The organism is Pseudomonas sp. 382 (genome assembly GCF_002759075.1).
Taxonomy (GTDB): Bacteria; Pseudomonadota; Gammaproteobacteria; order Pseudomonadales; family Pseudomonadaceae; genus Aquipseudomonas; species Aquipseudomonas vlassakiae.
Window position 1 is genome coordinate 86,497 of record NZ_PEMX01000004.1, and the last position, 26,260, is coordinate 112,756.

Here is a 26,260-nt window from a genome sequence, read left to right on the forward strand (position 1 = left end):
CTGCCGTTACGGCACAAAAACAGTAAAAAGTCCATATAGAACACGGCGTTATATATCTGTAAAAAACGTGGAACTTATTCCACACCGCCGAACTCGAAGGAACAACTCAGTTATTCACCAAGAGGAAACACCCCCATGCGTAAACCTTTTGCTTTTGCTCTGATGCTGGCTGCTGCCATGGGCCTGGCTGCTTGCGATAAAGCGAGCGAAGACAAAGCCCAGGACGCACAAGAACACCGTGAACAAGCCCAAGAAAAGATGGGTGATGCTCAGGATAAGATGAACGACGCTGCCAAGGAAAACGCCGAAGCCGCCAAAGATCAGGCCGAAGCCGAGCAGAAGGCCGCCGAAGAGGCTGCCCCGACTACTCCGGCACCGGCCACCGCGCCTGCCGAACCTGCCAAGCAGTAAACGACAGGTACAAAAAAACCCGACATTGTCGGGTTTTTTTGTACCTGCAACTTACGAGTTAATCGTTTCAGTCCTGGTACTGAGCACCTCTGTCTGAACACTTTCGGTGGGGGTGAACACCATGACGTCCAATACGTCGGAATGGAATTCTCGGCGATACAGAATCAGCACTACACCGACACTCACGATCATGAACAGCCACGGGCTGATAAACCACGTGAGCATGGCCATGCCGAAGTAATAAGAGCGCAGGCCAAAGTTGAACTGGTTGGCCGCCAGCGAAAGCACCCGCGCCGCACGCGAGGCAAACGCCTTGCGTTCCAGTTCGTTGACCTGGCGTTCACCAATCATTGGTGCGGACCCCACCAATACCGCGGCAAAGTTGTACTGGCGCATGCACCAGCTGAAGGTAAAGAAGGCGTAGACGAAGACCATTGCCAGGCACAGCAGCTTGATTTCCGACATACCCTGGGACGCCTGCTGCACCAGCGGCAGGTCTGCAAGCAGCGACAGGGCGCGATCCGAAGCACCTAGCACGGTGAGAATACCGGCAAGGATGATCAGGGTGCTGGAGGCGAAAAACGAGGCGTTGCGCTCCAGGTTACCAATCACGCTGGCATCGGCGATGCGGTTGTCGCGCAGCAGCATGCGGCGCATCCAGTCTTCCCGGTATAGATGCAGCACGCTGGCCAGGCAGGCAGTGTCTCGGCCTTTCCAGATGGCATAGCGGGTGTAGCCGCCCCAGCAGAGGGCGAACCAGCAGACGGCCAGGAGGTTGTGTAGATTGCTTTGGATGAAGTTCATGCAGGATTCCCGAGGGCCAGGTGCACAAAGGATAGTGACCGGGTTTCGACGCCCACGAGCGGCAAAAGGCACAACCTGAAACGAAAAAGCCCCGCATCCATACGGATACGGGGCTTGCGGGTTTCGACCCATGGCCAGCACCCTGCGGCTCGTGACCGGTGCTGCCCTCAGGCTTCAACCTATGCCATCAGGCCAAGGCTTCGCGCGGCTTGCCGAGCAGGCGGTCGCAGGCCACTGCGCCAACCAGGGTTACCACCGAAGGCACCAGCCAGGCCAGGCCTTGATCGCTCAGCGGCAAATGCGCCAGAACGTCTGGCAGCACATGGGCAATCTCGCTGCCCTTGATCGCGTCGACGATACCGAACACCAGCGATACCAGCATCACCGGGGCCAGGATGCGGGTCGGCGAATGCCAAAGCTCCTTCACGAAGCTCAGCCCCACCACCACGATGCAGGGCGGATAGATGGCGGTCAGGACCGGGATCGAGAACATGATCAACTTGGTCAGGCCCAGGTTGGAGATCAGCAACGAGAAGCCTGCCAGGATCACCACCAGAGCACGGTACGACAGCGGCAGGACCTGGCTGAAGTACTCGGCACAGGCACAGGTCAGGCCGACCGCAGTCACCAGGCATGCCAACGCGATCAGCACGGCGAGGAAACCACTGCCCAGCGAGCCGAAGGTGTGCTGCACATAGGCATGCAGGACAGCGGCACCGTTGGTGGCACCGGCGGCAATCTCGTGGCTGCCGGCACCCAGGCGGAACAGGCTGATGTACACCAGCGCCAGGCCAACACCAGCGATCAGGCCGGCGATGATGGCATACCGGGTGATCAACTTCGGCGACTCGACACCGCGCGAGCGGATGGCATTGACGATGACGATACCGAATACCAGGGCGCCGAGGGTGTCCATGGTCAGGTAGCCATCGGAGAAGCCTTTGGAGAACGCAGCGGCGGCATAGGCCGGCTGAGCTTCACCGATGGTTCCGGCCGGCAGCGCGAAGGCAGCGATGCCCAGCACCGCCAGGGCAATGATCTTCAGTGGCGCGAGGAAGCGACCGACGGTGTCGAGCAGTTTGCCCGGATACATGGACACAGCCAGTACCACGGCGAAGTACACCAGGCTATAGATGAACAGCGCGGTCGGGCTTTCACCGGTCAGCGGCGCCACACCCACTTCGAACGACACGGTCGCGGTTCGCGGCGTCGCGAACAGCGGGCCGACCGACAGGTAGCACACGGCCGCCAGCAGGCCACCGAAGAACTTGCCGATCGGGCTGCTCAGGGCATCCATGCCGCCGCCGACCTTGGCCAGGGCGACCACGGTGATGACCGGCAGGCCCACGGCGGTGACCAGGAAGCCCAGGGCCGCCATCCAAACGTGCGGGCCAGACTGCAGACCAACGATAGGCGGGAAGATGATGTTGCCAGCGCCTACGAAAAGCGCAAACGTCATAAAGCCAAGCGCCAGGATATCCTGGCCTTTGAGAACTTTCATTTAAGGTAGTACCACACTGCTGAAATCGGGATTCGAGAGGGGATTTCCCTTTGGATGAGGGGAAATGCTGCCCGGCTTGGTAGGCCAGACCCGTTTAGCGTGTCGTTCCCTTGTGGGGTACGGGCACAGAGTGAACGCGTAGATTAACCGTTTTACCCGGTAAACGCACTGATACAGTGCTGCTTGTCCGATGTGCGTACATGTTTGTCGTCTGTGTGACCGGAGACAGTAGGAATTATCACCATATTGAAACTTTCGTCCGCACGAAAATCCCTATCAAACCCATCGAAAATTCTTTATTGCCTGTTCCGGCCTCTTCGCGGGTAAACCCGCGAAGGCGGCACAGGAAAAATCAAAACCCAAAAACGACAAAGGCCACCCGAAGGTGGCCTCTGTGCGCGTGGGGGGTGTAGCAGGTATTACTTCTTGACTTCCCAGCCGGTCAGCTCGGCCAGGGCCTTACCGATGTCAGCCAGGGAACGCACGGTCTTCACACCAGCGTCCTGCAGCGCGGCGAACTTCTCGTCCGCAGTGCCTTTGCCGCCGGAAATGATGGCGCCAGCGTGGCCCATGCGCTTGCCCGCCGGGGCAGTAACACCGGCGATGTAGGAAACGACTGGCTTGGTGACGTTGGCCTTGATGTAGGCTGCCGCTTCTTCTTCAGCCGAACCGCCGATTTCACCGATCATGACGATCGCTTCGGTCTTCGGGTCTTCCTGGAACAGCTTCAGGATGTCGATGAAGTTGGAGCCCGGGATCGGGTCGCCACCGATACCCACGCAGGTCGACTGGCCAAAGCCGGCGTCGGTGGTCTGCTTGACCGCTTCGTAGGTCAGGGTGCCGGAACGCGAAACGATACCGACCTTGCCTGGCAGGTGGATGTGGCCTGGCATGATGCCGATCTTGCACTCGCCCGGAGTGATCACGCCTGGGCAGTTAGGGCCGATCAGGGTCACGCCCAGCTCGTCGCACTTGACCTTGGCATCCAGCATGTCCAGGGTAGGAATGCCTTCGGTGATGCAGACGATCAGCTTGATGCCGCCGAAGGCTGCTTCCAGGATCGAGTCCTTGCAGAAAGGAGCCGGAACGTAGATGACCGAAGCGTCAGCGCCGGTAGCTTCCACGGCTTCCTTGACGGTGTTGAACACCGGCAGGCCCAGGTGGGTGGTGCCACCCTTGCCTGGCGTAACGCCGCCGACCATCTTGGTGCCATAGGCGATGGCCTGTTCGGAGTGGAAAGTACCCTGCGAGCCGGTGAAGCCCTGGCAGATGACTTTGGTATCTTTATTGATCAGGACGCTCATTACTTGCCCTCCGCAGCTTTGACAACTTGTTGAGCAGCGTCGGTCAGGCTGGTGGCCGCAATGATGTTCAAACCGCTTTCTGCCAGTACTTTAGCGCCCAGTTCGGCGTTGTTGCCTTCAAGGCGAACGACAACCGGAACTTTAACGCCGACTTCTTTCACTGCACCGATGATGCCTTCGGCAATCATGTCGCAGCGAACGATGCCGCCGAAGATGTTGACCAGAACGGCCGCGACGTTGGTGTCGGACAGAATGATCTTGAACGCTTCGGTAACGCGTTCTTTGGTAGCGCCGCCGCCCACGTCGAGGAAGTTGGCTGGCTTGCCGCCGTGCAGGTTGACGATGTCCATGGTACCCATGGCCAGGCCGGCACCGTTGACCATGCAGCCGATGTTGCCTTCGAGGGCAACGTAGTTCAGTTCGAACTTGGCAGCGTGGGCTTCACGGGCGTCGTCCTGCGACGGGTCGTGGAAAGTCTTCAGCTTGGGCTGACGGTACATGGCGTTGGCGTCGATGTTGATCTTGGCATCGAGGCAGTGCAGGTCGCCATCGGCCTTGATCACCAGCGGGTTCACTTCCAGCAGGGCCAGATCGTGATCCTTGAACAGCTTGGCCAGACCCACGAAGATCTTGGCGAACTGTTGAACTTGCTTGCCTTCCAGGCCCAGCTGGAACGCCAGCTCACGACCCTGGAACGGCTGAGCGCCAACCAGTGGGTCGATGGTAGCCTTGAGGATCTTCTCAGGCGTGTCGTGCGCCACTTTCTCGATGTCCACGCCACCCTCGGTGGAAGCCATGAACACGATACGGCGGCTCGAACGATCCACTACAGCGCCCAGGTACAGCTCTTTGGCGATGTCAGTGCAGGATTCGACCAGAATCTTGGAGACGGGTTGACCGTTGGCATCAGTCTGGTAGGTAACCAGATTCTTGCCCAACCACTGTGCAGCGAACGCCTTGGCGTCTTCCTTGCTGCGAACCAGCTTGACGCCGCCCGCCTTGCCGCGACCACCTGCGTGAACCTGGGCTTTGACTACCCACTCGTTCCCGCCGATCTTGTCGCAGGCTTCTGCTGCAGCTTCAGGGGTGTCGACTGCGAAACCCTTGGAAACTGGCAGGCCGTACTCAGCGAACAGCTGCTTACCCTGATACTCGTGAAGATTCATGCTTTTTACCGTCTTCGTTAGGTACTGCGCTTCGGCGCTGCGCCATTGCTGGCGCCGCACCACCTGTGACCATTGACCCCGGGTTTTCCCGTGTTGTCCGGTCCGGCGGACGTTCCGCGGTGAGTCATGCACGCAAGACTCACGACGGGCAGCCCGCCGTGGTTTCTTATAATTAACGCTTCTTACGGTTGGCCACGTGAATGGCGCCGCCATTCACTGCCAGCGCTGCTTCATGCAGCGCTTCGGACAGGGTTGGATGGCTGAAGACCATCATGCCCAGATCCTCGGCACTGGTGCCGAATTCCATTGCGATCGCGCCCTGCTGTACCAGTTCGGCAGCCGATGGGCCAATCACATGAACACCCAGGACGCGGTCGGTCTTGGCGTCAGCGATGACCTTGACGAAACCACCGGTATCGTTGGCTGCCATTGCACGGCCGCTGGCCGCGAACGGGAAGGTGCCTACGTTAACCTCAACACCCTCGGCCTTCAAGGCTTGTTCGGTCTTGCCGACCCAGGCGATTTCCGGGTGGGTGTAGATGACCGATGGGATCAGGTCGTAGTTCATCTGAGCCTTGTGGCCCTTGATGCGCTCGACGACCATGATGCCCTCTTCCGAAGCCTTGTGGGCCAGCATCAGGCCACGCACCACGTCACCAATGGCGTAGACGCCCGGTACGCTGGTAGCGCAGTAGTCATCGACATAGATGTAGCCACGCTCATCGATGGTCACGCCGCTGTCTGCAGCCAGCAGATCGGTGGTCACCGGGCGACGGCCGACCGCGACGATCAGCTTGTCGAAGGTGATCTTCTGCTCGCCTTCGGCGTTGGTGTAGGTCACCTCGACTTCGTTGCCGTTGACTTTCGAGCCAGTGACGCGAGCGCCCAGCTTGATGTCCAGGCCTTGCTTGGTCAGGGTCTTCTGGGCTTCTTTCGACACCGCGGTGTCGGCAGCCATCAGGAAGGTGTCCAGGGCTTCCAGGACGGTGACTTCAGCACCCAGGCGAGCCCATACCGAGCCCAGCTCCAGGCCGATCACACCAGCACCGATCACGCCCAGGCGCTTCGGTACGGCCTGGAATTCCAGGGCGCCGGTGGAGTCGACGATGACGTTCTGGTCGACCGGAGCCGGCGGAATGTCGATCGGACGCGAGCCGGAAGCCAGAATCACGTTCTCGGCTTCGATGACTTCAGTGGTGCCGTCAGCTTTGGTGACTTCGACCTTTTTGCCAGCCAGCAGCTTGCCGTGGCCCTGGATCGAGGTCACGCCATTGGCCTTGAACAGGGTGGCGACGCCACCGGTCAGGTTTTTCACGATGCCGGCCTTGCGACCCACCATCGCGGCGACGTCCATCTTCACTTCACCAGTGGAGATACCGTGGACGTTGAAGCTCTCTTTGGCTTCCTTGTACTTCCAGGAGCTGTCCAGCAGCGCCTTGGACGGAATGCAGCCTACGTTCAGGCAGGTGCCGCCCAGGGCCAGCTTGCCCTCGGCGTCGGTGTACTTCTCGATACAGGCAGTCTTCAGACCAAGTTGTGCAGCCTTGATGGCAGCAACATAGCCGCCAGGACCTGCACCGATTACCACTACGTCGAATTTCTGGGTCATAAAAGATTCCTTATCAGCTACAAGCTACAGGCCGCGGACCGCGCGGCGCGGCTTCTTGCGAAGCCAGGGCCGGCACGGTACGCAGCCAGAGGGTTAGATGTCCAGCAGCAGGCGAGACGGATCTTCCAGCAGGTTCTTGATGGTGACCAGGAAGGTTACCGCTTCCTTGCCATCGATCAGGCGGTGATCGTAGGACAGTGCCAGGTACATCATCGGGCGGATGACCACTTGGCCGTTGACGGCCATCGGGCGCTGGATGATGTTGTGCATGCCCAGGATGGCAGCCTGCGGCGGGTTGACGATCGGGGTCGACATCATCGAGCCGAAGGTACCGCCGTTGGTGATGGTGAAGGTACCACCGGTCATCTCTTCGATCGACAGCTTGCCGTCACGGGCCTTCTTGCCGAAGGTGGCGATGCCGTTTTCGATTTCAGCCAGGCTCATCGACTCGGCGTTACGCAGAACCGGAACCACCAGGCCACGATCGCTCGACACGGCAACGCCGACGTCGGCGAAGCCGTGGTAGACGATGTCGTTGCCGTCGATCGAGGCGTTGACCGCCGGGAAGCGCTTCAGGGCTTCGGTGGCGGCCTTGACGAAGAACGACATGAAGCCCAGGCGTACGCCGTTATGGGTCTTCTCGAACAGGTCCTTGTACTTCGAACGCAGGGCCATGACTTCGGTCATGTCGACTTCGTTGAAGGTGGTCAGCATGGCCATGTTCGACTGGGCTTCGACCAGACGCTCGGCGATCTTGGCGCGCAGACGGGTCATCGGCACGCGCTTCTCGGTGCGGTCGCCAGCGGCAACGACAACCGGGGCAGCAGCGGCGGCGGCAGCCGGCTTGGCCGCCGGGGCCGGGGCCGACTTCTTGTTGGCGACGGCGGCGACAACGTCTTCCTTGGTGATGCGCCCGCCTTTGCCGGTGCCGGCAACGGTAGCCAGGTCGATAGCGTTTTCTTCGGCCAGCTTGCGTGCGGCAGGTGCAGCGATCGGGTCATCTTCGCCAGCATCGGCAGTAGCAGCGGCAGCCGGGGCAGCGGCGGCCGGAGCAGCTGCTGGGGCAGCGGCAGCAGCACCACCTTCAACGATCGAACCCAGCACTTCGTCGGACAGGACGGTGTCGCCCTCGCCCTTGACGATGGCGCCCAGCACGCCATCGGCGGTGGCCAGCACTTCCAGGACGACCTTGTCGGTCTCGATGTCGACGATCAGCTCGTCACGCTTGACGGCATCGCCCGGCTGCTTGTGCCAAGTGGCAACGGTGCCATCGGCAACCGATTCCGGGAAGGTTGGGGCTTTGATCTCGATAGCCATTATCTGTGTTTCCTTAAATTCGGTTTCAGGTGCGCGAAGGCATTAAACAGTGAAGGCGTCTTGCAGCAGTTTTTCTTGCTGCTCGGCGTGCTTCGATGCGTAACCACAGGCTGGCGCGGCGGAAGCGTCGCGGCCGGCGTATTCCAGGACCAGTGCCTTGTTATGGCGGCCCAGGATACGGCGCATGTGGTGCTGACTGCTGTACCAGGCGCCCTGGTTCATCGGTTCTTCCTGGCACCAGACCGCATGCTTGAGGTTGGTGTATTGCGCCAGGATTTCGACCAGGTCGTCCTCAGGGAACGGATACAGCTGCTCCAGACGCAGGATCGCGATGTCTTCGCGGCCTTCGGCACGGCGTTTTTCCAGCAGGTCGTAGTACACCTTGCCGCCGCACAGGATCAGACGTTCGACCTTGGCCGGATCGAGGCTGTCGATCTCCGGGATCACGGTCTGGAACGAGCCTTCGGCCAGGTCTTCCAGGGTCGAGACGGCCAGCTTGTGGCGCAGCAGCGACTTCGGCGTCAGCACGATCAGCGGCTTGCGCAGCGGACGGATGACCTGACGACGCAGCAGGTGGTAGATCTGTGCCGGGGTGGTCGGTACGCAGACCTGGATGTTGTGCTCGGCGCACAGCTGCAGGTAACGCTCCAGACGCGCGGAGGAGTGCTCCGGCCCCTGCCCTTCATAACCGTGTGGCAGCAGCATGGTCAGACCGCACAGGCGGCCCCACTTGTGCTCGCCGCTGGTGATGAACTGGTCGATCACCACCTGGGCACCGTTGGCGAAGTCGCCGAACTGAGCTTCCCAGATCACCAGCGCGTTCGGCGTGGTGGTCGAGTAGCCGTATTCGAACGCCAATACCGCCTCTTCCGACAGGAAGGAGTCGTACAGTTCGAAACGCGGCTGGCCCGGGAACAGGTTCTTCAGCGGTACGTAGGTGCTCGCGTCCTTCTGGTTGTGCAGCACCGCATGACGGTGCGAGAAGGTGCCACGACCGATGTCCTGGCCGGTCATGCGGATCGGGTGACCTTCGAACTGCAGGGTGGCGTAGGCCATGGTCTCTGCATAACCCCAGTTGATCGGCAAGCCGCCGGCCTGCATCTTCTGGCGATCTTCGTAGATCTTCGCGACCTGACGCTGGACGACGAAGCCTTCCGGCAGTTCCAGCAGCTTGGCCGACAGGTCCTGCAGGGTCTTGAGGTCGAAGCGGGTATCGTGACGTGCAGTCCAGGCATGGCCCAGGTATGGACGCCAGTCGACGAACAGCTCGCGGTTCGGCTCCTTGACCAGGCTCTTCACCACGTGCAGGCCGTTGTCCAGGGCGTTGCGGTACTCGTCGATCTTGGCCTGAGCGCGCTCAGCGTCGATGCGACCGGCCTGGATCAGCGAATCGGCATACAGCTCACGGGTGGTGCGCTGCTTGGAGATCTGCTGGTACATCAGCGGCTGGGTGCCGTTCGGCTCGTCGGCCTCGTTGTGGCCGCGACGACGGTAGCAGACCAGGTCGATGACCACGTCACGCTTGAACTGCATGCGGTAATCGATAGCCAGCTGGGTCACGAACAGCACGGCTTCCGGATCGTCACCGTTAACGTGCAGGATCGGCGCCTGAATCATCTTGGCGACATCGGTTGCATACTCGGTGGAACGTGCGTCCAGCGGGTTGCTGATGGTGAAACCGACCTGGTTGTTGATCACGATGTGCACGGTACCGCCGGTCTTGAAACCGCGGGTCTGCGACATCTGGAAGGTTTCCATGACCACGCCCTGGCCAGCGAACGCAGCGTCGCCGTGGATCGAGATCGGCAGAACCTTGTCACCCACGGTGTCGTTGCGACGGTCCTGACGGGCGCGCACCGAACCCTCCACCACTGGCGAGACGATTTCCAGGTGGGACGGGTTGAACGCCATGGCCAGGTGCACTTCGCCACCTGGGGTCATCACGTTGGAGGAGAAGCCCTGGTGATACTTCACGTCACCGGAGCCCAGCTCGTTCATCTTCTTGCCTTCGAACTCGTCGAACAGCTCGCGCGGGTTCTTGCCGAAGGTGTTGACCAAAACGTTCAGACGGCCGCGGTGGGCCATGCCGATCACGACTTCCTTGGTGCCGTAGGAGCCGGAGCGCTGGATCATCTCGTCCAGCATCGGGATCAGGCTTTCGCCGCCCTCGAGGCCGAAACGCTTGGTGCCCGGATACTTGGTGCCCAGGTACTTCTCGAGACCTTCACCGGCGGTCACGCGCTCGAGCAGGTGCGTCTGCACGTCGACCGAGAACTCCGGACGGCCGCGCACGCTTTCCAGACGCTGCTGGAACCAGCTGCGCTGCTCGGAATCGACGATGTGGGTGAACTCGGCGCCAATGGTGCGACAATATGTCTTCTGGAGCGCCTCGAAGATCTCGCGTAGGCTCGCCTCCTCTTTGCCGATGAACAGGTCGCCGGCACGGAAGGTCGTATCAAGATCGGCATTGGTCAAGCCGTAGTGATTGATCGACAGGTCTACAGGCGCAGGTCGCTGCCACAACCCCAACGGGTCGAGCTTGGCAGCCTGATGGCCGCGCATACGATAGGCCTGGATCAGTCGCAGAACTTCAACCTGCTTCTTCTCGTGTTCTGTGCTCACGCTCCCGGCGGAAACCGGTTGTGCGCGGCGCTGGTTCTTTGCCAGCAGTACGAAATGGTCGCGGATCGTCGAGTGCGATACATCGGTAGCGGTGCTGCCGTCGGCTGGCAACTTCTGGAAGTAAGTGCGCCACTCTTCTGGCACAGCGTTAGGGTCGTGCAGGTAGAGCTCGTAGAGCTCTTCCACATATGCAGCGTTACCACCTGAAAGGTGGGCGCTATCCCACATGCGCTGCATCACGCTTTCTTGCATGCTTGGTCACCCTCGGTTAGGGGACTGATCGGCGAGAGCCACAGCAAACCTGGAAAAGTCCAAATAAAGCGACTGAACCACGCCACTTGGATCCTGCTGATTTTCCGGGTACCAGCCCGGAAAGCCCCTGCTGGTCTCATATCTTCATAGGTATCGAGCGCGGGCTTTTTGGGTCCTTGCTCAGGTTTTACCTCAGTGCGGGCTCAGCGCCCGCACCTCGGCTTACTGCAGTTACAACGCTTTGTATCAGGTGCCGCTTTGCAGCAGCATGTTACGTACGTGACCGATTGCCTTGGTCGGGTTCAGACCCTTCGGGCAAACGTTGACGCAGTTCATGATCCCGCGGCAGCGGAATACGCTGAACGGGTCATCCAGGGACGCCAGGCGCTCCTGGGTCTTGGTGTCACGGCTGTCGGCCAGGAAACGGTAGGCCTGCAGCAGAGCGGCCGGGCCCAGGAACTTGTCCGGGTTCCACCAGAACGACGGGCAGGAGGTCGAGCAGCAGGCGCACAGGATGCACTCGTACAGACCGTCCAGCTTGTCACGGTCTTCCGGCGACTGCAGACGCTCGATGGCCGGAGCCGGCGTATCGTTCTGCAGGAACGGCTTCACCTTCTCGTATTGCTTGTAGAAGATGCTCATGTCGACCACCAGGTCACGAATGACCGGCAGGCCTGGCAGTGGACGCAGAACCAGCTTGTTGCCCTTGACCACGCCCGACAGCGGGGTGATGCAGGCCAGGCCGTTCTTGCCGTTCATGTTCATGCCATCGGAACCGCAAACGCCTTCGCGGCAGGAGCGACGGTACGAGAAGCCCTCGTCCTTTTCCTTGATCAGCGCCAGCACGTCCAGCACCATCAGGTCCTTGCCACCGGTATCGACGTCGAACGACTCCATCTTGGGCGCCGAGTCGGTGTCCGGGTTGTAACGATAAACTTCGACTTTCAACATAGCAGCCACCCTTAGTAAGTCCGGACTTTTGGTTCGAAGGCTGGAACAGTCTTCGGCGCAAAGTTGACACCACGCTTGGCGACGCGCTTCTCACCCGGGTAGTACAGGGTGTGGCACAGCCAGTTTTCGTCGTCACGGTCTTCGAAGTCTTCACGGGCGTGAGCGCCGCGGGACTCTTTACGGGCTTCGGCCGCAATGGCGGTAGCTTCGGCGACTTCCAGCAGGTTCTGCAGCTCCAGCGCTTCGATACGCGCGGTGTTGAAGGCCTGGGATTTGTCGTTGATCTTGACGTTGGCGATGCGCTCACGCAGGCCAGCCAGCTGCTCGATACCCTTCTGCATGTATTCGCCAGTACGGAATACACCGAAGTAGTTCTGCATGCAGCTCTGCAGCTCACGCTTCAGGCTGGCAACGTCTTCACCGGAAGTACGCTCGTTGAGCTTGTTCAGGCGGTTCAGGGCCACATCGATATCGGTATCGCTGGCGTCGCGGTATTCCACGCCTTCGCTCAGCGACTTCTCCAGGTGCAGGCCGGCGGCACGGCCGAACACCACCAGGTCGAGCAGCGAGTTGCCGCCCAGGCGGTTGGCACCGTGTACCGATACGCACGCCACTTCACCTACGGCGAACAGGCCTGGAATGATCTGGTCCTTGCCTTCGGCGTCCATGGTGATGGCCTGGCCATGAATGTTGGTGGCAACGCCGCCCATCATGTAGTGGCAGGTCGGAACGACCGGGACCGGCGCGACGACCGGGTCGACGTGGGCGAAGGTCTTGGACAGTTCGCAGATGCCTGGCAGGCGGCTGTGCAGCACTTCCTCGCCCAGGTGGTCCAGCTTCAGCAGTACGTGGTCCTTGTTCGGGCCCACACCGTTGCCGGCGATGATTTCCTTGACCATGGAACGGGCGACCACGTCGCGGCCGGCCAGGTCCTTCGCGTTCGGCGCGTAACGCTCCATGAAGCGCTCGCCGTGGGCGTTGATCAGGTAGCCACCTTCACCGCGGCAACCTTCGGTGACCAGTACACCGGCGCCGGCGATGCCGGTCGGGTGGAACTGCCACATTTCGATGTCCTGTACCGGTACGCCTGCACGCAGGGCCATGCCGATACCGTCACCGGTGTTGATCAGGGCGTTGGTGGTGGAGGCGTAGATACGGCCGGCACCGCCAGTGGCCAGTACGGTGGCCTTGGACTTGATGTACAGGGTTTCGCCGGTTTCGATGCAGATCGCGATCACACCCACGAATGCGCCGTCCTGGTTCTTCACCAGGTCAACAGCGTAGTACTCGTTGAGGAAGGTGGTGCCGGCCTTGAGGTTGCCCTGGTACAGGGTGTGCAGCAGCGCGTGACCGGTACGGTCGGATGCAGCACAGGTACGGGCGGCCTGGCCACCTTTACCGAAGTCCTTGGACTGGCCACCGAACGGGCGCTGGTAGATGCGGCCGGTTTCGGTACGGGAGAACGGCAGGCCCATGTGGTCCAGCTCGAAGACCGCAGCCGGGCCTTCCTGACACATGTATTCGATAGCGTCCTGGTCACCGATGTAGTCGGAACCCTTGACGGTATCGTACATGTGCCAGCGCCAGTCGTCGTTCGGGTCGGCCGAAGCGATGGCGCAGGTGATGCCGCCCTGGGCGGATACAGTGTGCGAACGGGTCGGGAAGACCTTGGTGACTACGGCAGTCTTGTGACCGCCCTGGGCCAGCTGCAGCGCTGCGCGCATGCCGGCACCGCCGCCACCGATGATGATGGCGTCAAAGGAAATGGTTGGAATGCTAGCCATGGATCAGATACCCCAGAGAATCTGCACACCCCAGACGAAGTAAGCGAACATCGCAACGCCGCATACCGCCTGGAACAGGAAACGAATCGCAGTCGCCGACTTGCCGAACGACATCGGCGTCAGGTAGTCGGTGGCGATGGTCCACATGCCGACCCAGGCGTGAGCGCCAAGGGCAACCAGGGCCAGCAGACTGAAGATCCGCATCGCGTTATTGGAGAACAGACCATGCCACTGGGTGTAGTCGATGCCTGGGTGGCAGACCACGTAGCCGATCAGGAAAATGAAGTAAGCCGCGAGAACGACCGCCGATACGCGCTGCGCCATCCAGTCATAGAGGCCCGAACGCGACAGGTTCGTGACATTGGTTACCATACCCAAACTCCCACCAGAACGATCAGCACCACGGAGATGACGATCACGATTTTCGAGCCCAGCTTGCCGCCTTCCAGCGTCTCACCGATGCCCATGTCCATGATCAGGTGGCGTACACCTGCCACGAGGTGATAAAGCAGGGCGGACAGCAGGCCCCAGGTCACGAACTTGGCCAGCGGGCTGGTCAGACACGCCTTCACCTCACCGAAGCCTTCCTCGGAACCCAGTGACTTGCCCAGTGCATAAAGCATGATGGCAAGGCCGAGGAACAGGATGACGCCGGAGATACGGTGCAGAATGGACGTGTACGCAGTGACAGGAAGCTTGATGGTCCTTAGGTCTAGGTTTACAGGTCGTTGGCTTTTCACGGCTTTTTTCACACTGAAGAGCCCCTAGCGAATCAGGGCAAAGTTGTTGGTAAGTGTACTGGTCAGGTACCCACCACCCAGGGAACGGCGACCCCAGCAGTTCGGGCTTGCAAGCCCATGGGAGTCGGGTGCCGAGTATAGACAGTTAGGCTGCTTATGACAACGTGACGGGGTAGCCCAAATAGCGGATTGCCTTTAGCGAACAAAAGGCGTAAATGGGCGAGAATTTCGTGAAAAATCAGGCCTCGAAGGCCGTTTCAACCAGCCTTTAGGCAAATTGACATTCGAATTTACTTCTCTATAGTGGTGCGGGCCCTGCGTGGGGGGCTGTCTGATGATTTCAAGCATTAATAGGAGGCCACATGGCTGACAAAAAAGCGCAGTTGGTCATCGAGGGCGCTGCCCCCGTCGAGCTGCCCATTTTAACCGGCACCGTTGGTCCTGATGTAATCGACGTCCGCGGGTTGGGGGCCACTGGTCACTTCACCTTCGATCCTGGTTTCATGGCGACTGCCTCGTGCGAGTCGAAGATCACCTATATCGACGGCGACAAGGGCGTGCTGCTGCACCGCGGCTACCCGATCGAACAGCTCGCCGAGCAATCGGATTACCTGGAAACCTGCTACCTGCTGCTCAACGGCGAATTGCCGAATGCCGAGCAGAAGGCCCAGTTCGTCAGCACCGTCAAGAACCACACCATGGTTCACGAACAGCTGAAGTCCTTCTTCAACGGTTTCCGCCGTGACGCACACCCGATGGCGGTGATGTGCGGCGTGGTCGGCGCCCTCTCGGCGTTCTACCACGACTCCCTGGACATCAATAACCCGCAACACCGCGAAATCTCCGCGGTGCGCCTGGTCGCCAAGATGCCGACCCTGGCCGCAATGGTTTACAAGTACTCCATGGGCCAGCCGATGATGTACCCGCGCAACGACTTGTCGTACGCGGAAAACTTCCTGCACATGATGTTCAACACTCCGTGCGAGATCAAACCGATCAGCCCGGTACTGGCCAAGGCAATGGACCGGATCTTCATCCTCCACGCCGACCACGAGCAGAACGCCTCCACCTCGACCGTGCGCCTGGCAGGCTCCTCGGGTGCCAACCCGTTCGCCTGTATCGCTGCCGGCATCGCCGCACTGTGGGGCCCGGCCCACGGCGGCGCGAACGAAGCGGTGCTGACCATGCTCGATGAAATTGGCGATGTCTCGAACATCGACAAGTACATCGCCAAGGCCAAGGACAAGAACGACCCGTTCAAGCTGATGGGCTTCGGTCACCGCGTTTACAAGAACCGTGACCCGCGCGCCACCGTGATGAAGAAGACCTGTGACGAAGTCCTGGGCGAGCTGGGCATCAAGAACGATCCGCAGCTGGAACTGGCCATGCGCCTGGAAGAGATCGCCCTGACCGATCCGTACTTCATCGAGCGCTCGTTGTACCCGAACGTCGACTTCTACTCGGGCATCATCCTGAAGGCGATCGGCATTCCGACCAGCATGTTCACCGTGATCTTCGCCCTGGCACGCACCGTGGGCTGGATCTCGCACTGGAAAGAAATGCTCTCCAGCCCGTACAAGATCGGCCGCCCTCGCCAGCTCTACACCGGCGAACTGCAGCGCGACATCGTCGAACTGAAGGACCGCAAGTAAGCCTTACCAGCCGAACGCAAAAGGCTGCCCTCGGGCAGCCTTTTTTATTGTTCAAAATCTGAACGCTTTCGCGGACTCTGCGGGAGCGGGCGAGCCCGCGAACACCGGCAAAGCCGGTGCGATGCACTGCATCGCCTGTTTCGCGGGCTCGCCCGCTCCCACATGAACCGCGCCAGGCTTCAGTTCTTCTCGGCCCGCTCGCGCAGCGCCTTGAGGGTATTGAACGGCGAATCGACCACGAACTTGTTGGCGATCATCGAGGGCACGCTGCCGCCCGGCTCGGTGTGCACCTGGTAAGTCACTTCGGTACTGTCACCCTTGGGCACCAGCTTCCAGAAACCTTCCACCTTCGCCACCCGCACAAAGCCCTTTTCTTCCGGGATATACGTTGGCTCTTCTTTGAGGTTTCGCGTCAAGCTGCCATCCGCACCCTTGACCGTGGTCACGTGCAACACCGAGTCCCGGGGCGTCACCGGCCACGGCGTATTGAACTGGGTATAGGTCCAGCTCTGGTCGCCTTCGTGCTTGAGCAGCTTTTGTGACTTGCATTCGTGAATCCACGAGCAAGCCCCTGCCGCATCCTCCTGCAGCGCCTGCACCTTGGCCAATGGCGCCTTGATGACGGTCACGCCCTGGTAGGCCTTGTACTTGGAGCCCGGCACCTCACTGAGCGAGACCTTGATACCCTCCTCGTCCTTGGCCACCTGCCAGTTCTCGGCCCAGGCAGCCGGCGCCATCAGGACACCCATGCCACACAGCAGTGCAATACGCTTGAACGATCTCATCATGTTTATCCTTGTTGTCGAAGATCCAGCCTCTCACGCCGCCGTTATCTGCTCCCACCAGCCCAGAATCCTGATTGCCTCGTCGCGGTTACTGCCGCACACCTCGATATCGGCCTTGAACCCACCGCACACCGCCGGCCGCTCGGGCTTGCCGAACAGGTCACAAAGGTTTTCAGGCGTCAGGTGCAGGCAGCGCTCGCCCGCCGGCTTGCCCTGAGGCATGCGCGGCATCGCCGAGCTGATGGATGGGGCGATGCAGCAGGCACCACAACCCTCACGACACTTCATGGCTGAATCAGGACTCCCTGGAACAAAACGGGACGAACGTCCCTGGATAGTAACCGCTCAAACATACGTTTGAAATTGCTGGCCCGATGAAATCTGCCGTGACCCAGCAGTCAGTTGCGCCTGATCAATTGCGGAACTGGAAATCGATTGCCGCACCTTCCACATCGTGGCGACTATCGTTGCGCAGCTGCAGCTGCATCTCGTTGCTGATCAAACGGCCATTGAGCTGGAACGGACTGTCGCTGGATTCCGGTTTTTCCGCGAACATGGCGGGTAGCAACGGCTTGCGACGAGTCGTTGGATCGCCGACTTCAGGCTCGAGATTGTTGACCATGTCGGTCGGCAGGCTCAAGTCCAGCCTGGCCTTGGGCAACGGCTGCGTGACTGCCTTGCTGACCGGCTTGGCTTTGACTTTGGCTTTGGCCTTGCTGGCGGCCGGCTTGGCCTTTGCTGCCGGCTTCGCTGGCACCTTGCCTGCTGCCTTGCCATGCCCCGCCTGCACCTGGCCAGCAGGCTGGGCAGCCTGAACCACACCACAAGGCAGGCAGAACGGGGCAATACAGATAAGCAGGGCAGCACTACGCAACAGGTTCATGGAGATCGACAGGCAGACGGGGCTGGAAAAGTGCGTATGCTCCCCGTTCCGCCCGCCGCTGGCAAGCCTACAAAAGTGAGGACTGCGATTCTCTGCATAATTGCTGGGCCAACAGGCCAAGCGTGATAACCGCTCGCTCGGCCTCCTTGTTCCATGGAATGCCACAGTTGAGCCGGATGCAATGGTTGAACTGTTCGGTGTTACTGAAGATCAACCCGGGCGCGATACTGATGCCCTGCTCCAGCGCACGCACATGCAACTCTTGGGTATTGACCCGCCCCGGCAGGCTGACCCAGAGGATGAAACCGCCGGTTGGCCGGGTCATCTGGGTGCCCTCCGGGAAGTGCTGCTGCACCGCCAGCTGGTAGGCGCTGAGGTTCTTGCGGTACTCCTGGCGGATATAGCGCAGGTGCCGGTCGTAGCCACCGTTCTCCAGGTACGCCGCCACGCCCATCTGCGTCACGCTGCACGCAGAATGAGTGGTGAAGGTCTGCAGGCGCTGGATTTCATCCTGGTAACGCCCTGCCACCATCCAGCCAACCCGCACCCCGGGCGAAAGGGTCTTGGAAAAGCTCGAGCAATAGATGACCCGGTCCAGCCGGTCGAAGGCCTTGAGCGCCTTGGTCTTGCCCTGCTCGAACATCAACTCTCCATAGATGTCGTCTTCGACGATCTGGATATCGAAGTCCGACGCCAGGCGCAGCAACTGTTTCTGTCGCTCCTCAGGCACCGTACCACCCAGCGGATTGCTCAGGCGCGTGGTGAGCACCAAGGCCTTGATCGACCACTGGTTGGCGGCCAACTGCAATGCTTCAAGGCTGATGCCAGTGGACGGGTCACTGGGGATTTCGATGACCTTCAGCCCCAGCAGGTCCGCCAACTGCAACAGCCCGTAATAGGTAGGCGACTCGGCTGCGATCAGGTCCCCCGGGCGGGTCAGTACCCGCAGCGACATCTGCAAGGCATCGACACAACCATGTGTGACGATCACCTCACGCGGGTCGACCAGCACACCGGCATCGCGCATGCGGATTGCGATCTGCCTGCGCAGTGGCTCGAAGCCAGGGCTGAACATATAGCTGAAGGCACGAGGGCTGTGAAAGCGGGTGACCTTGGCGATCTGCTGATGCAGCGCACGCACCGGCAGGTAGTCTACGTGCGGCACGGCGGCACCGAACGGGAACACACCATCGCGACGCGCCTCGGTCAGCACCTGCTGAATGATGCTGGCCCGGGTAACCAGCCCAGGGCGTTCGACGCGAGCGATATCCGGGGTCTGCGCAGTCAGGGCGGGGGTCTGGTGCACATAGTAGCCCGACTGCGGCCGGGCCCGGATCAAACCCTGATCCTCGAGATTGGCGTAGGCCTGCAACACCGTGGCATGGCTGACGTTGAGCTGGGCACTCATCTTGCGCACGGACGGTACGCGCTCACCTGGCTGATAGACACCGCGACGGATGTCATCGGCCAGTTGCTGGGCGATGCGCTGGTACAGCAGCAGGTTGGTCATGGCGGTATCTCGATGCGCAGGCGGCCTGTTGTTCTTGTACGACTTACTGACGGTAGAGCATACCGTAACAGTTGAAAAGTGTACTGGGACAGATGGCAAGTAAGTCAACAATACAGTGTGTGACCACCATCTAAATGATTAACCTCAGGACCGACCCGCACTCGCGAAAAGGGCCGCTAAGCGGCCCTTGGTGTTTCGAAGTCAGCGTGCTGGCGCAAGCCTGCCCTTATCGTCAGAGAAGACGATTTCCACCCGGCGGTTCTGCGCCCTGCCCCGCTCCGACGCATTGGCCTCGATCGGGTATTGGTCGCCATAACCTTCGACCTGCATGCGCTTCTCATCGATCCCCAGGTCGACCAGCATGTCAGCCACCGACTGGGCACGATCGCGCGACAGCTTGAGGTTGTCCTCAGGCGCGCCAGTGCTGTCGGTATAGCCTTCGATCCGCACCACGCGGCGCGGATTGAGCTGGAGGAACTGCACCAGCTTGAGCACGGTGCGGCTGGCCGAGTTCTTCAGGTCGGCACTGCCGGTATCGAACAGCACATCGCTCAGGGTCATCACCAGACCTCGGTCGGCCTGCTCCGAGGCCAATGCGGCAATCTGGTTCTCCACCCACTTGCCCTGCTGCTGCACACTGGCCAATTTGGCTTCTCGCAAGGCAAGCTGGAGACGCTGGCGCTCAAGGTCGAGCTTGGCCCGACGCTCCTCGCTCAGCGCCAGCTTGGCATGCTCGCTGGCGATCTCACTGTAGCGCTGGCTCAGGTAGGCATAGTGGCGCACGTCGCTGCCCGTACCAATGTAGCCAGAGAGGCGCTCGGCGCGGGACAGCGATTCACCGGCACGAAGCACGTCACGCGGGGCGCTGCGCAGTACGTCGGCATCGTCCTTGACCTTCTGGAAGGCCACCGTCGCATCATCCAGCGCCGCCGCACTGCGCTGGCTGGCACAGCCCTGCAAGCCAGCCGACAGCACCAGCAGTGCCAGTACGGCTTTCGCATTGAGGTTGATCATGGCTGCACCTCCAACTGCTTGCGCAAGCGCTTGACCCGCGACTGCAGCAACTGAAGCTGCTCCTCGCTCTTCTGGTTCAGCACCTGAGCCTCGGCCAGGCGGGCGTCCAGTTCGGCCTGCTCAGCACGCATGCGTGCGTCACGGTAGTCTTCGGTCAGCATGTTGGTCTTGGCCCGGGCGAACTTGTCTTCGGCCAGCTTGAGCGCCTCGACCTGGTCGCTGGCACCAACTGCCTTGGCCTGCTCCAGCGCCTGCTCGGTAATGCGCATCTGCTCATTGGGCGCCGGGTCGTTGGCGCAGCCTGCCAGGCCGAGCATGGCCACGGCCAGGATAAGGGATTGGGTTCTCACGCACTCTTCCTAATGTTTTGGGGCGTCCGCCTGCACTTGCATCTGCGCTTTCCAGCGCTCGACATTACGCTGCAGCACGGCTTCGGACGCACCGGAGACCGGCAATTCTGTCAGTTTTTTCGCCAATTGCCCACGCAGCCACGCATCATTGCAAGCCGAATTATGCGACACGGCCAGGTACAGGCCTGGGCGGTCGACCGGCAAGCCGCGGGCGATGAGGTTATTGCTCATGCCCAGGCTCTGGGTCATTGCCATGCCCGAGTAACGCCCGGCCAGCACATAATCGACCTGGCCCAGCACCAGTTTCTGGAAGGCCTGGGTGAGGTTCTGCGCCGGATCCAGCTTCAGCTGGGCCTTGGCGAAAGCGGTGAATGCCGGCGTCAGGCGCGCGCGTTCGGAGAGGCTGCCCTGATACCTGGCCAGGTCTGCCGGGCCGTCGAACTCCAGCGTGGCATCGTGGCGGGTCCAAACCAGGTATTCATTGAGCTGCAACGGCGGATGGATGTAGTCCAGCGCAGTCAACTGCTCCACTTGCATGGGGGTGTCGAGCAGCAAATCCATGCGCCCGCTGCGCACCTCCTCCAGCGCCTGATCGCGCCGACCGGCACTGAGCACCTCGACTTTCACGCCCAATTCGCCGAGGACCTGGCGCAACAGGTCGACATTGGCGCCAACCAGGTGTTTCGGGTCGAGCGGGTCCTGCCAGGAATAGGGTGGTGCGTCCGGGCTGCCAGTGGCCACCAGGCGCTCGCATTTGCCTGCCGCCATCACCGTCTGCGACAGCAGCGCCACCATGCATGCCAGCACCCTGCCCGCTTCGCGCAATACCATCCTTCACTCCTTGCCCTGCAACAAAAAAGCCCGGCCCTCAGTGCGAGGGCCGGGCTTCTTTATAAGTGAAGCAGGCGGATCAGACCAGCTTTTCCAGCTCTGGAACGGCCTCGAAGAGGTCGGCAACCAGGCCGTAATCGGCCACCTGGAAGATCGGTGCTTCTTCATCCTTGTTGATCGCGACGATCACCTTGGAGTCCTTCATGCCCGCCAGGTGCTGGATCGCGCCGGAAATACCAACGGCGATGTACAGCTGAGGTGCGACGATCTTGCCGGTCTGGCCGACCTGCATGTCGTTCGGCACGAAGCCTGCGTCGACCGCGGCGCGCGAGGCACCGACAGCAGCGCCGAGCTTGTCGGCCAGGCTGTACAGGTGCTTGAAGTTGTCACCGTTGCCCATGCCACGGCCGCCGGACACGACGATCTTGGCAGCGGTCAGCTCTGGGCGGTCGGACTTGGCCAGCTCTTCGCCAACGAAGGCCGAGATACCCGCGTTGTGCGCAGCGCTGACAGCCTCCACGGCAGCCGAACCACCTTCGGCGGCCACGGCGTCGAAACCAGTGGTACGCACAGTGATGACCTTGATGGCGGCGCTCGATTGCACGATGGCAATGGCGTTACCGGCGTAGATCGGGCGCTTGAAGGTATCGGCGGACTCGACCGAGATGATCTCGGAGATCTGGTCCACGTCCAGCAGCGCAGCGACGCGTGGCAGGATGTTCTTGCCATTGGTGGTGGCCGGAGCCAGTACGTGGCTGTAACCCTTGGCCAGCTCGACGATCAGCGGCGCGACGTTTTCCGGCAGCACATGGGCGTAGGCGGCGTTATCGGCAACCAGCACCTTGGCAACGCCAGCGATCTTGGCGGCGGCTTCGGCGACGCCACCGACATTTGCGCCCGCGACCAGTACATGGATATCACCACCGATCTTGGCGGCAGCGGCGACGGTGTTCAGGGTGGCCGGGGCTACGGCACCGTTCTCGTATTCAGCGACAACCAGGATAGTCATTTAGATTACCTTCGCTTCGTTCTTCAGCTTCTCGACCAGTTCGGCCACCGATTTGACCTTGATGCCAGCGCTGCGTGCAGCCGGCGCTTCGACTTTCAGGGTCTTGTTGGTGGAGGCGAGGGAAACGCCCAGCGCGTCTGGAGTGAGGGTTTCCAGCGGTTTCTTCTTGGCCTTCATGATGTTCGGCAGCGACGCGTAGCGTGGCTCGTTCAGGCGCAGGTCGGTGGTGACGATGGCCGGCAGGTTCAGCGAAACGGTCTGCAGGCCGCCGTCGATTTCGCGAGTGACGTTCAGCTTGTCGCCAGCGACTTCGACCTTGGAGGCGAAGGTGCCCTGGGCGAAGCCGGTCAGCGCGGCCAGCATCTGGCCGGTCTGGTTGTTGTCACTGTCGATGGCTTGCTTGCCGAGGATGACCAGCTGAGGCTGCTCCTTGTCGACAACGGCTTTCAGCGCCTTGGCCACGGCCAGGGAATTCAGCTCGTCAGCGGCTTCGACCAGGATGGCGCGATCGGCACCCAGGGCCAGGGCGGTACGCAGTTGCTCCTGGGCGGTGGTCGGGCCAACGGAAACCACGACGATCTCGGTCGCCACGCCCTTTTCCTTCAGGCGGACGGCTTCTTCGACGGCGATTTCGCAGAAGGGGTTCATGGACATCTTGACGTTAGCAAGGTCGACGCCGGAGTTGTCCGCCTTGACGCGAACCTTGACGTTGTAGTCGACCACTCGTTTGACAGCTACAAGAACCTTCATGGATTCCTCGTTACTCTCCGGTGAATAGATAGTCGCCTGGGGCAGAGCCCGGCGATGCGCGTGGGTACAAGGGCACCTCTGAAAACGTACCGGGAGGGGCAAACTTCATGCTGACCGAACAGTCTTGTCGCGACTGTTGCGGCAAATACCCACGGGTCATTTTCTGTGGTGGCGTGTAAACTCCACTACAAACCGGCCAAAGGCCGCAAAACCCTGCTCCACACCTGGTCTTTAGAGGTGTACCTGCGCCCGGCTGCAAGCCTACGGCGAACGTAAAACCGCTCGTATCTTGACCGCAACACCCAATCCGGTCAATACGGCAAATCGGTCACCTTCCAGCCGCGTTCCAGTGATTTTACTGGGCTCCGGCAAATTCAAACAAACGTTTGTATTGGACCCGCCAAGTGGTGTAGATATAATGCGCGCCAAGACAAAACGGTGTAGTCCGCCCTTTGCGTAGCTACAGTTTCGCGCCAGTGAAGCGCCGCTGCACGCAAGCACCCATAAGACAAAGCAACAGCACGAGCCTTGATGAGTAGGAGAGAACCTGTGGAACGCGAATACATGGAATTCGACGTGGTCATCGTCGGCGCAGGCCCTGCGGGCTTGTCCGCCGCCTGCCGCCTGAAGCAGAAGGCCGCCGAAGCCGGTAGCGAGATCAGCGTCTGCGTGGTGGAAAAAGGCTCCGAAGTAGGTGCTCATATTCTCTCAGGCGCGGTGTTCGAACCCCGCGCCCTGAACGAGCTGTTCCCCGACTGGAAGGAACTTGGCGCGCCGCTCAACACCGAAGTGAAGCGCGACGATATCTATGTGCTGAAAAGTGCCGACAGCTCGACCAAGGTCCCCGACCTGTTCGTGCCCAAGACCATGCACAACCACGGCAACTACATCATTTCCCTGGGCAACCTGTGCCGCTGGCTGGCCCAGCAGGCCGAAAACCTGGGCGTGGAAATCTACCCGGGCTTCGCCGCCCAGGAAGCGCTGTTCGACGAAAACGGCGTGGTTCGCGGCATCGTCACCGGCGACCTGGGTGTCGACCGCGAAGGCAATCCCAAGGACGGCCTGTATACCCCGGGCATGGAACTGCGTGCCAAGTACACCCTGTTCGCCGAAGGCTGCCGCGGCCATATCGGCAAGCAGCTGATCAAGCGCTTCAACCTCGACAGCGAAGCCGACGTCCAGCACTACGGCATCGGCCTGAAGGAAATCTGGGAAATCGACCCGGCCAAGCACGAGCAAGGCCTGGTGGTGCACACTGCTGGCTGGCCGCTGGACGTGACCAGCAAGGACAACACCGGCGGTTCGTTCCTCTATCACCTGGAAAACAACCAGGTGGTGGTCGGCCTCATCGTCGACCTCTCCTACGCCAACCCGTACCTGTCGCCATTCGATGAATTCCAGCGCCTCAAGCACCACCCGGTGATGAGCCAGTACCTCGAAGGCGGCAAGCGCATCAGCTATGGTGCCCGCGCCATCTGCAAGGGCGGCCTGAACTCGCTGCCGAAAATGGTCTTCAACGGCGGCGCGCTGATCGGTTGCGACCTCGGCACCCTGAACTTCTCCAAGATCAAGGGCAGCCATACCGCGATGAAGTCCGGCATGCTCGCCGCCGAGGCAGTGGCTGACGCACTGGCTGCCGGCCGCGAAGGTGGCGACCTGCTCGATGGCTATGTCAGCGCGTTCAAGGCCAGCTGGCTGTACGAAGAACTGTTCGCCAGCCGCAACTTCGGCCCGGCACTGCACAAGTTCGGCCCGCTGCTCGGTGGCGCCTTCAACTATGTCGACCAGAACTGGTTCAACGGCAAGCTGCCGTTCACCCTGCACGACACCAAGCCAGACTACGCCTGCCTCAAGCTCGCCGCCGAGTCGAAGAAGATCGACTACCCGAAACCGGACGGCAAGCTCAGCTTCGACAAGCTCAGCTCGGTATTCCTCTCCAGCACCAACCACGAAGAGGAGCAACCCTGCCACCTGAAGCTGACCGACCCGAACGTACCGATCGCCAGCAACCTGCCGCTGTACGACGAACCCGCCCAGCGTTACTGCCCGGCAGGCGTGTACGAAGTGGTCAGCCAGGAAGACGGCAGCAAGCGCTTCCAGATCAACGCGCAGAACTGCGTACACTGCAAGACCTGCGACATCAAGGACCCGGCCCAGAACATCACTTGGGTCACCCCTGAAGGCGCTGGTGGGCCGAACTACCCGAACATGTAAGGCCGCTGCTTGCAGCAACAAAAAAAGCCCCCGGCTTTCACGAGCCGGGGGCTTTTTGTTGCCTGGCACCATCAGGCAGTGCGCACTTCCTCAAACAGCTCTGGGTGGCGATCCAGCAGCTTGAGCAGTTTCACCAGCGCCACAGGTGGTGTGGTCTTGCCGTTTTCATAACGAGAGAAGGCATTGACCCCGCCACCGAAGATTTCACCCGCCTCACGCTGGTCGAGGTCGAACTTTCTACGCATGGATGCGATGAACGAGGGATCGACAACGGCTGCATTGACTCTTCGCTCGAAGGCCGACATCAAGTCGCTGATCCGCTGCGCTTCTTCCATGCTCAAGACGGCCTCACCACAGGCCGGACAGTAATCACCGAAAACATCGGGGATGACGGTCGATTCGCCTTTGTAGCGATAGGGCATGCCTTGGGACTGAGCAACCAGCTCCGCTCCTCCGCACAGAGGACATTTCATATCACAGCTCCTTGAAAGACACGATGAGCAGATCGTCAACCACCATCAACTTGAGGTAGACCCTGCCAACCGTTGTTTGAGCACGGTAGACGTCCTGCCAAACACGGTGATCGGTGTAAGTCGTCATGCTCTTGTAAAAATCACTGGGCAAAAGCTTTCGTACGATGCTTAGCATTTCATAGGGGCCTACCCCTAGCGCCTGCGCCCCGCGAGTGGCAGCGCGAGTAGTACGTACCTTGCCCGCGCTCAAAAGCGCCTGTACGTGCTCCAGCGGGCAATGAGGCGTTCTCTTTTCCATGAGAAATTAACCTTCCAGGTTAAATTTGGC

General features: G+C 60.7%; 25 protein-coding genes. 3 read left to right on the plus strand and 22 right to left on the minus strand.

Annotated features, from left to right (window positions below):
* Positions 1–135 precede the first annotated feature (135 nt).
* The gene (locus CQW31_RS06730) at positions 136–411 is read left to right on the plus strand and encodes a hypothetical protein (RefSeq protein WP_054884051.1); all 276 of its coding nucleotides are present in this window, start codon (positions 136–138) and stop codon (positions 409–411) included.
* A gap of 51 nt (positions 412–462) precedes the next feature.
* On the opposite strand, the gene CQW31_RS06735 is transcribed toward CQW31_RS06730, so the two are convergent.
* The 11 genes from CQW31_RS06735 to sdhC all read right to left on the minus strand — a co-directional run bounded on the left by CQW31_RS06735 (position 463) and on the right by sdhC (position 14,473).
* Positions 463–1,215, minus strand: a complete 753-nt coding sequence (locus CQW31_RS06735) for a DUF599 domain-containing protein (RefSeq protein WP_054884052.1) — start codon at positions 1,213–1,215, stop codon at positions 463–465.
* 187 nt (positions 1,216–1,402) lie between these two features.
* Complete coding sequence (brnQ, locus tag CQW31_RS06740) at positions 1,403–2,716, minus strand: branched-chain amino acid transport system II carrier protein (protein ID WP_054884053.1); 1,314 nt, start codon at positions 2,714–2,716, stop codon at positions 1,403–1,405.
* A 419-nt stretch (positions 2,717–3,135) separates the two neighbouring features.
* Positions 3,136–4,020: a succinate--CoA ligase subunit alpha gene (sucD, locus tag CQW31_RS06745; protein ID WP_004376004.1), complete on the minus strand. Its 885-nt coding sequence runs from the start codon at positions 4,018–4,020 to the stop codon at positions 3,136–3,138.
* Positions 4,020–5,186: an ADP-forming succinate--CoA ligase subunit beta gene (gene sucC, locus CQW31_RS06750; RefSeq protein WP_054884054.1), complete on the minus strand. Its 1,167-nt coding sequence runs from the start codon at positions 5,184–5,186 to the stop codon at positions 4,020–4,022. The genes sucD and sucC overlap by 1 nt, the downstream gene beginning before the upstream one ends.
* Before the next feature lie 172 nt (positions 5,187–5,358).
* Complete coding sequence (lpdA, locus tag CQW31_RS06755) at positions 5,359–6,795, minus strand: dihydrolipoyl dehydrogenase (RefSeq protein ID WP_054884055.1); 1,437 nt, start codon at positions 6,793–6,795, stop codon at positions 5,359–5,361.
* A gap of 93 nt (positions 6,796–6,888) precedes the next feature.
* Positions 6,889–8,112 carry a 2-oxoglutarate dehydrogenase complex dihydrolipoyllysine-residue succinyltransferase gene (odhB, locus tag CQW31_RS06760; protein WP_099814142.1) on the minus strand — a complete coding sequence of 408 codons (1,224 nt, stop codon included), beginning with the start codon at positions 8,110–8,112 and terminating at the stop codon, positions 6,889–6,891.
* Between the two features lie 42 nt (positions 8,113–8,154).
* Entirely contained in the window at positions 8,155–10,986 is a 2,832-nt protein-coding gene (locus tag CQW31_RS06765) for a 2-oxoglutarate dehydrogenase E1 component (protein ID WP_054884057.1), read from the minus strand.
* 246 nt (positions 10,987–11,232) lie between these two features.
* Entirely contained in the window at positions 11,233–11,937 is a 705-nt protein-coding gene (locus tag CQW31_RS06770; protein WP_012315348.1) for a succinate dehydrogenase iron-sulfur subunit, read from the minus strand.
* 11 nt (positions 11,938–11,948) lie between these two features.
* On the minus strand, positions 11,949–13,721 hold the full coding sequence (sdhA, locus tag CQW31_RS06775; RefSeq protein ID WP_099814143.1) for a succinate dehydrogenase flavoprotein subunit: 1,773 nt from the start codon (positions 13,719–13,721) through the stop codon (positions 11,949–11,951).
* Positions 13,722–13,724: 3 nt separating this feature from the next.
* The gene (sdhD, locus tag CQW31_RS06780) at positions 13,725–14,093 is read right to left on the minus strand and encodes a succinate dehydrogenase, hydrophobic membrane anchor protein (RefSeq protein ID WP_027921320.1); all 369 of its coding nucleotides are present in this window, start codon (positions 14,091–14,093) and stop codon (positions 13,725–13,727) included.
* Positions 14,087–14,473, minus strand: a complete 387-nt coding sequence (gene sdhC, locus CQW31_RS06785; RefSeq protein ID WP_012315350.1) for a succinate dehydrogenase, cytochrome b556 subunit — start codon at positions 14,471–14,473, stop codon at positions 14,087–14,089. The genes sdhD and sdhC overlap by 7 nt, the downstream gene beginning before the upstream one ends.
* A 350-nt stretch (positions 14,474–14,823) precedes the next feature.
* Here sdhC and gltA point away from each other — a divergent pair, with 350 nt between their 5' ends.
* A complete protein-coding gene (gltA, locus tag CQW31_RS06790) occupies positions 14,824–16,113 on the plus strand; it encodes a citrate synthase (protein WP_054884059.1) in 1,290 nt (429 codons plus the stop codon).
* A 179-nt stretch (positions 16,114–16,292) separates the two neighbouring features.
* On the opposite strand, the gene CQW31_RS06795 is transcribed toward gltA, so the two are convergent.
* From CQW31_RS06795 to CQW31_RS06835, 9 genes are all read right to left on the minus strand, one after another.
* On the minus strand, positions 16,293–16,898 hold the full coding sequence (locus CQW31_RS06795; protein ID WP_054884060.1) for an START domain-containing protein: 606 nt from the start codon (positions 16,896–16,898) through the stop codon (positions 16,293–16,295).
* A 33-nt stretch (positions 16,899–16,931) separates the two neighbouring features.
* Positions 16,932–17,186, minus strand: coding sequence for a YkgJ family cysteine cluster protein (locus CQW31_RS06800; RefSeq protein WP_054884061.1), 255 nt, complete (start codon positions 17,184–17,186; stop codon positions 16,932–16,934).
* Positions 17,187–17,310: 124 nt separating this feature from the next.
* Positions 17,311–17,781 (minus strand): hypothetical protein, encoded by a 471-nt coding sequence (locus tag CQW31_RS06805; protein WP_099814144.1) that lies wholly within the window; start codon positions 17,779–17,781, stop codon positions 17,311–17,313.
* 67 nt (positions 17,782–17,848) lie between these two features.
* Positions 17,849–19,291 carry a PLP-dependent aminotransferase family protein gene (locus CQW31_RS06810; RefSeq protein WP_054884063.1) on the minus strand — a complete coding sequence of 481 codons (1,443 nt, stop codon included), beginning with the start codon at positions 19,289–19,291 and terminating at the stop codon, positions 17,849–17,851.
* Between the two features lie 201 nt (positions 19,292–19,492).
* Entirely contained in the window at positions 19,493–20,305 is an 813-nt protein-coding gene (locus tag CQW31_RS06815) for an OmpA family protein (RefSeq protein WP_099814145.1), read from the minus strand.
* Positions 20,302–20,655: a DUF4398 domain-containing protein gene (locus CQW31_RS06820; protein WP_054884065.1), complete on the minus strand. Its 354-nt coding sequence runs from the start codon at positions 20,653–20,655 to the stop codon at positions 20,302–20,304. The genes CQW31_RS06815 and CQW31_RS06820 overlap by 4 nt, the downstream gene beginning before the upstream one ends.
* Before the next feature lie 9 nt (positions 20,656–20,664).
* Complete coding sequence (locus CQW31_RS06825; protein WP_099814146.1) at positions 20,665–21,486, minus strand: ABC transporter substrate-binding protein; 822 nt, start codon at positions 21,484–21,486, stop codon at positions 20,665–20,667.
* Between the two features lie 79 nt (positions 21,487–21,565).
* Entirely contained in the window at positions 21,566–22,495 is a 930-nt protein-coding gene (locus CQW31_RS06830; protein ID WP_099814147.1) for an electron transfer flavoprotein subunit alpha/FixB family protein, read from the minus strand.
* Positions 22,496–23,245 carry an electron transfer flavoprotein subunit beta/FixA family protein gene (locus tag CQW31_RS06835; protein WP_054884068.1) on the minus strand — a complete coding sequence of 250 codons (750 nt, stop codon included), beginning with the start codon at positions 23,243–23,245 and terminating at the stop codon, positions 22,496–22,498.
* A 531-nt stretch (positions 23,246–23,776) separates the two neighbouring features.
* Between CQW31_RS06835 and CQW31_RS06840 the strand changes: the two genes are divergently transcribed.
* Entirely contained in the window at positions 23,777–25,459 is a 1,683-nt protein-coding gene (locus CQW31_RS06840) for an electron transfer flavoprotein-ubiquinone oxidoreductase (RefSeq protein ID WP_099814148.1), read from the plus strand.
* Between the two features lie 71 nt (positions 25,460–25,530).
* On the opposite strand, the gene CQW31_RS06845 is transcribed toward CQW31_RS06840, so the two are convergent.
* Together CQW31_RS06845 and CQW31_RS06850 are read right to left on the minus strand one after the other, a co-directional pair.
* On the minus strand, positions 25,531–25,932 hold the full coding sequence (locus CQW31_RS06845) for a type II TA system antitoxin MqsA family protein (RefSeq protein ID WP_054884070.1): 402 nt from the start codon (positions 25,930–25,932) through the stop codon (positions 25,531–25,533).
* 1 nt (position 25,933) lies between these two features.
* Entirely contained in the window at positions 25,934–26,230 is a 297-nt protein-coding gene (locus CQW31_RS06850; protein WP_054884071.1) for a type II toxin-antitoxin system MqsR family toxin, read from the minus strand.
* Positions 26,231–26,260: the final 30 nt, after the last annotated feature.

Coding starts and splice junctions, on each gene's coding strand:
- CQW31_RS06730 (WP_054884051.1), top strand. CDS start 136: ATGCGTAAACCTTTTGCTTTTGCTCTGATGCTGGCTGCTGCCATGGGC.
- CQW31_RS06735 (WP_054884052.1), bottom strand. CDS start 1,215: ATGAACTTCATCCAAAGCAATCTACACAACCTCCTGGCCGTCTGCTGG.
- brnQ (WP_054884053.1), bottom strand. CDS start 2,716: ATGAAAGTTCTCAAAGGCCAGGATATCCTGGCGCTTGGCTTTATGACG.
- sucD (WP_004376004.1), bottom strand. CDS start 4,020: ATGAGCGTCCTGATCAATAAAGATACCAAAGTCATCTGCCAGGGCTTC.
- sucC (WP_054884054.1), bottom strand. CDS start 5,186: ATGAATCTTCACGAGTATCAGGGTAAGCAGCTGTTCGCTGAGTACGGC.
- lpdA (WP_054884055.1), bottom strand. CDS start 6,795: ATGACCCAGAAATTCGACGTAGTGGTAATCGGTGCAGGTCCTGGCGGC.
- odhB (WP_099814142.1), bottom strand. CDS start 8,112: ATGGCTATCGAGATCAAAGCCCCAACCTTCCCGGAATCGGTTGCCGAT.
- CQW31_RS06765 (WP_054884057.1), bottom strand. CDS start 10,986: ATGCAAGAAAGCGTGATGCAGCGCATGTGGGATAGCGCCCACCTTTCA.
- CQW31_RS06770 (WP_012315348.1), bottom strand. CDS start 11,937: ATGTTGAAAGTCGAAGTTTATCGTTACAACCCGGACACCGACTCGGCG.
- sdhA (WP_099814143.1), bottom strand. CDS start 13,721: ATGGCTAGCATTCCAACCATTTCCTTTGACGCCATCATCATCGGTGGC.
- sdhD (WP_027921320.1), bottom strand. CDS start 14,093: ATGGTAACCAATGTCACGAACCTGTCGCGTTCGGGCCTCTATGACTGG.
- gltA (WP_054884059.1), top strand. CDS start 14,824: ATGGCTGACAAAAAAGCGCAGTTGGTCATCGAGGGCGCTGCCCCCGTC.
- CQW31_RS06795 (WP_054884060.1), bottom strand. CDS start 16,898: ATGAGATCGTTCAAGCGTATTGCACTGCTGTGTGGCATGGGTGTCCTG.
- CQW31_RS06800 (WP_054884061.1), bottom strand. CDS start 17,186: ATGAAGTGTCGTGAGGGTTGTGGTGCCTGCTGCATCGCCCCATCCATC.
- CQW31_RS06805 (WP_099814144.1), bottom strand. CDS start 17,781: ATGAACCTGTTGCGTAGTGCTGCCCTGCTTATCTGTATTGCCCCGTTC.
- CQW31_RS06810 (WP_054884063.1), bottom strand. CDS start 19,291: ATGACCAACCTGCTGCTGTACCAGCGCATCGCCCAGCAACTGGCCGAT.
- CQW31_RS06815 (WP_099814145.1), bottom strand. CDS start 20,305: ATGATCAACCTCAATGCGAAAGCCGTACTGGCACTGCTGGTGCTGTCG.
- CQW31_RS06825 (WP_099814146.1), bottom strand. CDS start 21,486: ATGGTATTGCGCGAAGCGGGCAGGGTGCTGGCATGCATGGTGGCGCTG.
- CQW31_RS06830 (WP_099814147.1), bottom strand. CDS start 22,495: ATGACTATCCTGGTTGTCGCTGAATACGAGAACGGTGCCGTAGCCCCG.
- CQW31_RS06835 (WP_054884068.1), bottom strand. CDS start 23,245: ATGAAGGTTCTTGTAGCTGTCAAACGAGTGGTCGACTACAACGTCAAG.
- CQW31_RS06840 (WP_099814148.1), top strand. CDS start 23,777: ATGAGTAGGAGAGAACCTGTGGAACGCGAATACATGGAATTCGACGTG.
- CQW31_RS06845 (WP_054884070.1), bottom strand. CDS start 25,932: ATGAAATGTCCTCTGTGCGGAGGAGCGGAGCTGGTTGCTCAGTCCCAA.
- CQW31_RS06850 (WP_054884071.1), bottom strand. CDS start 26,230: ATGGAAAAGAGAACGCCTCATTGCCCGCTGGAGCACGTACAGGCGCTT.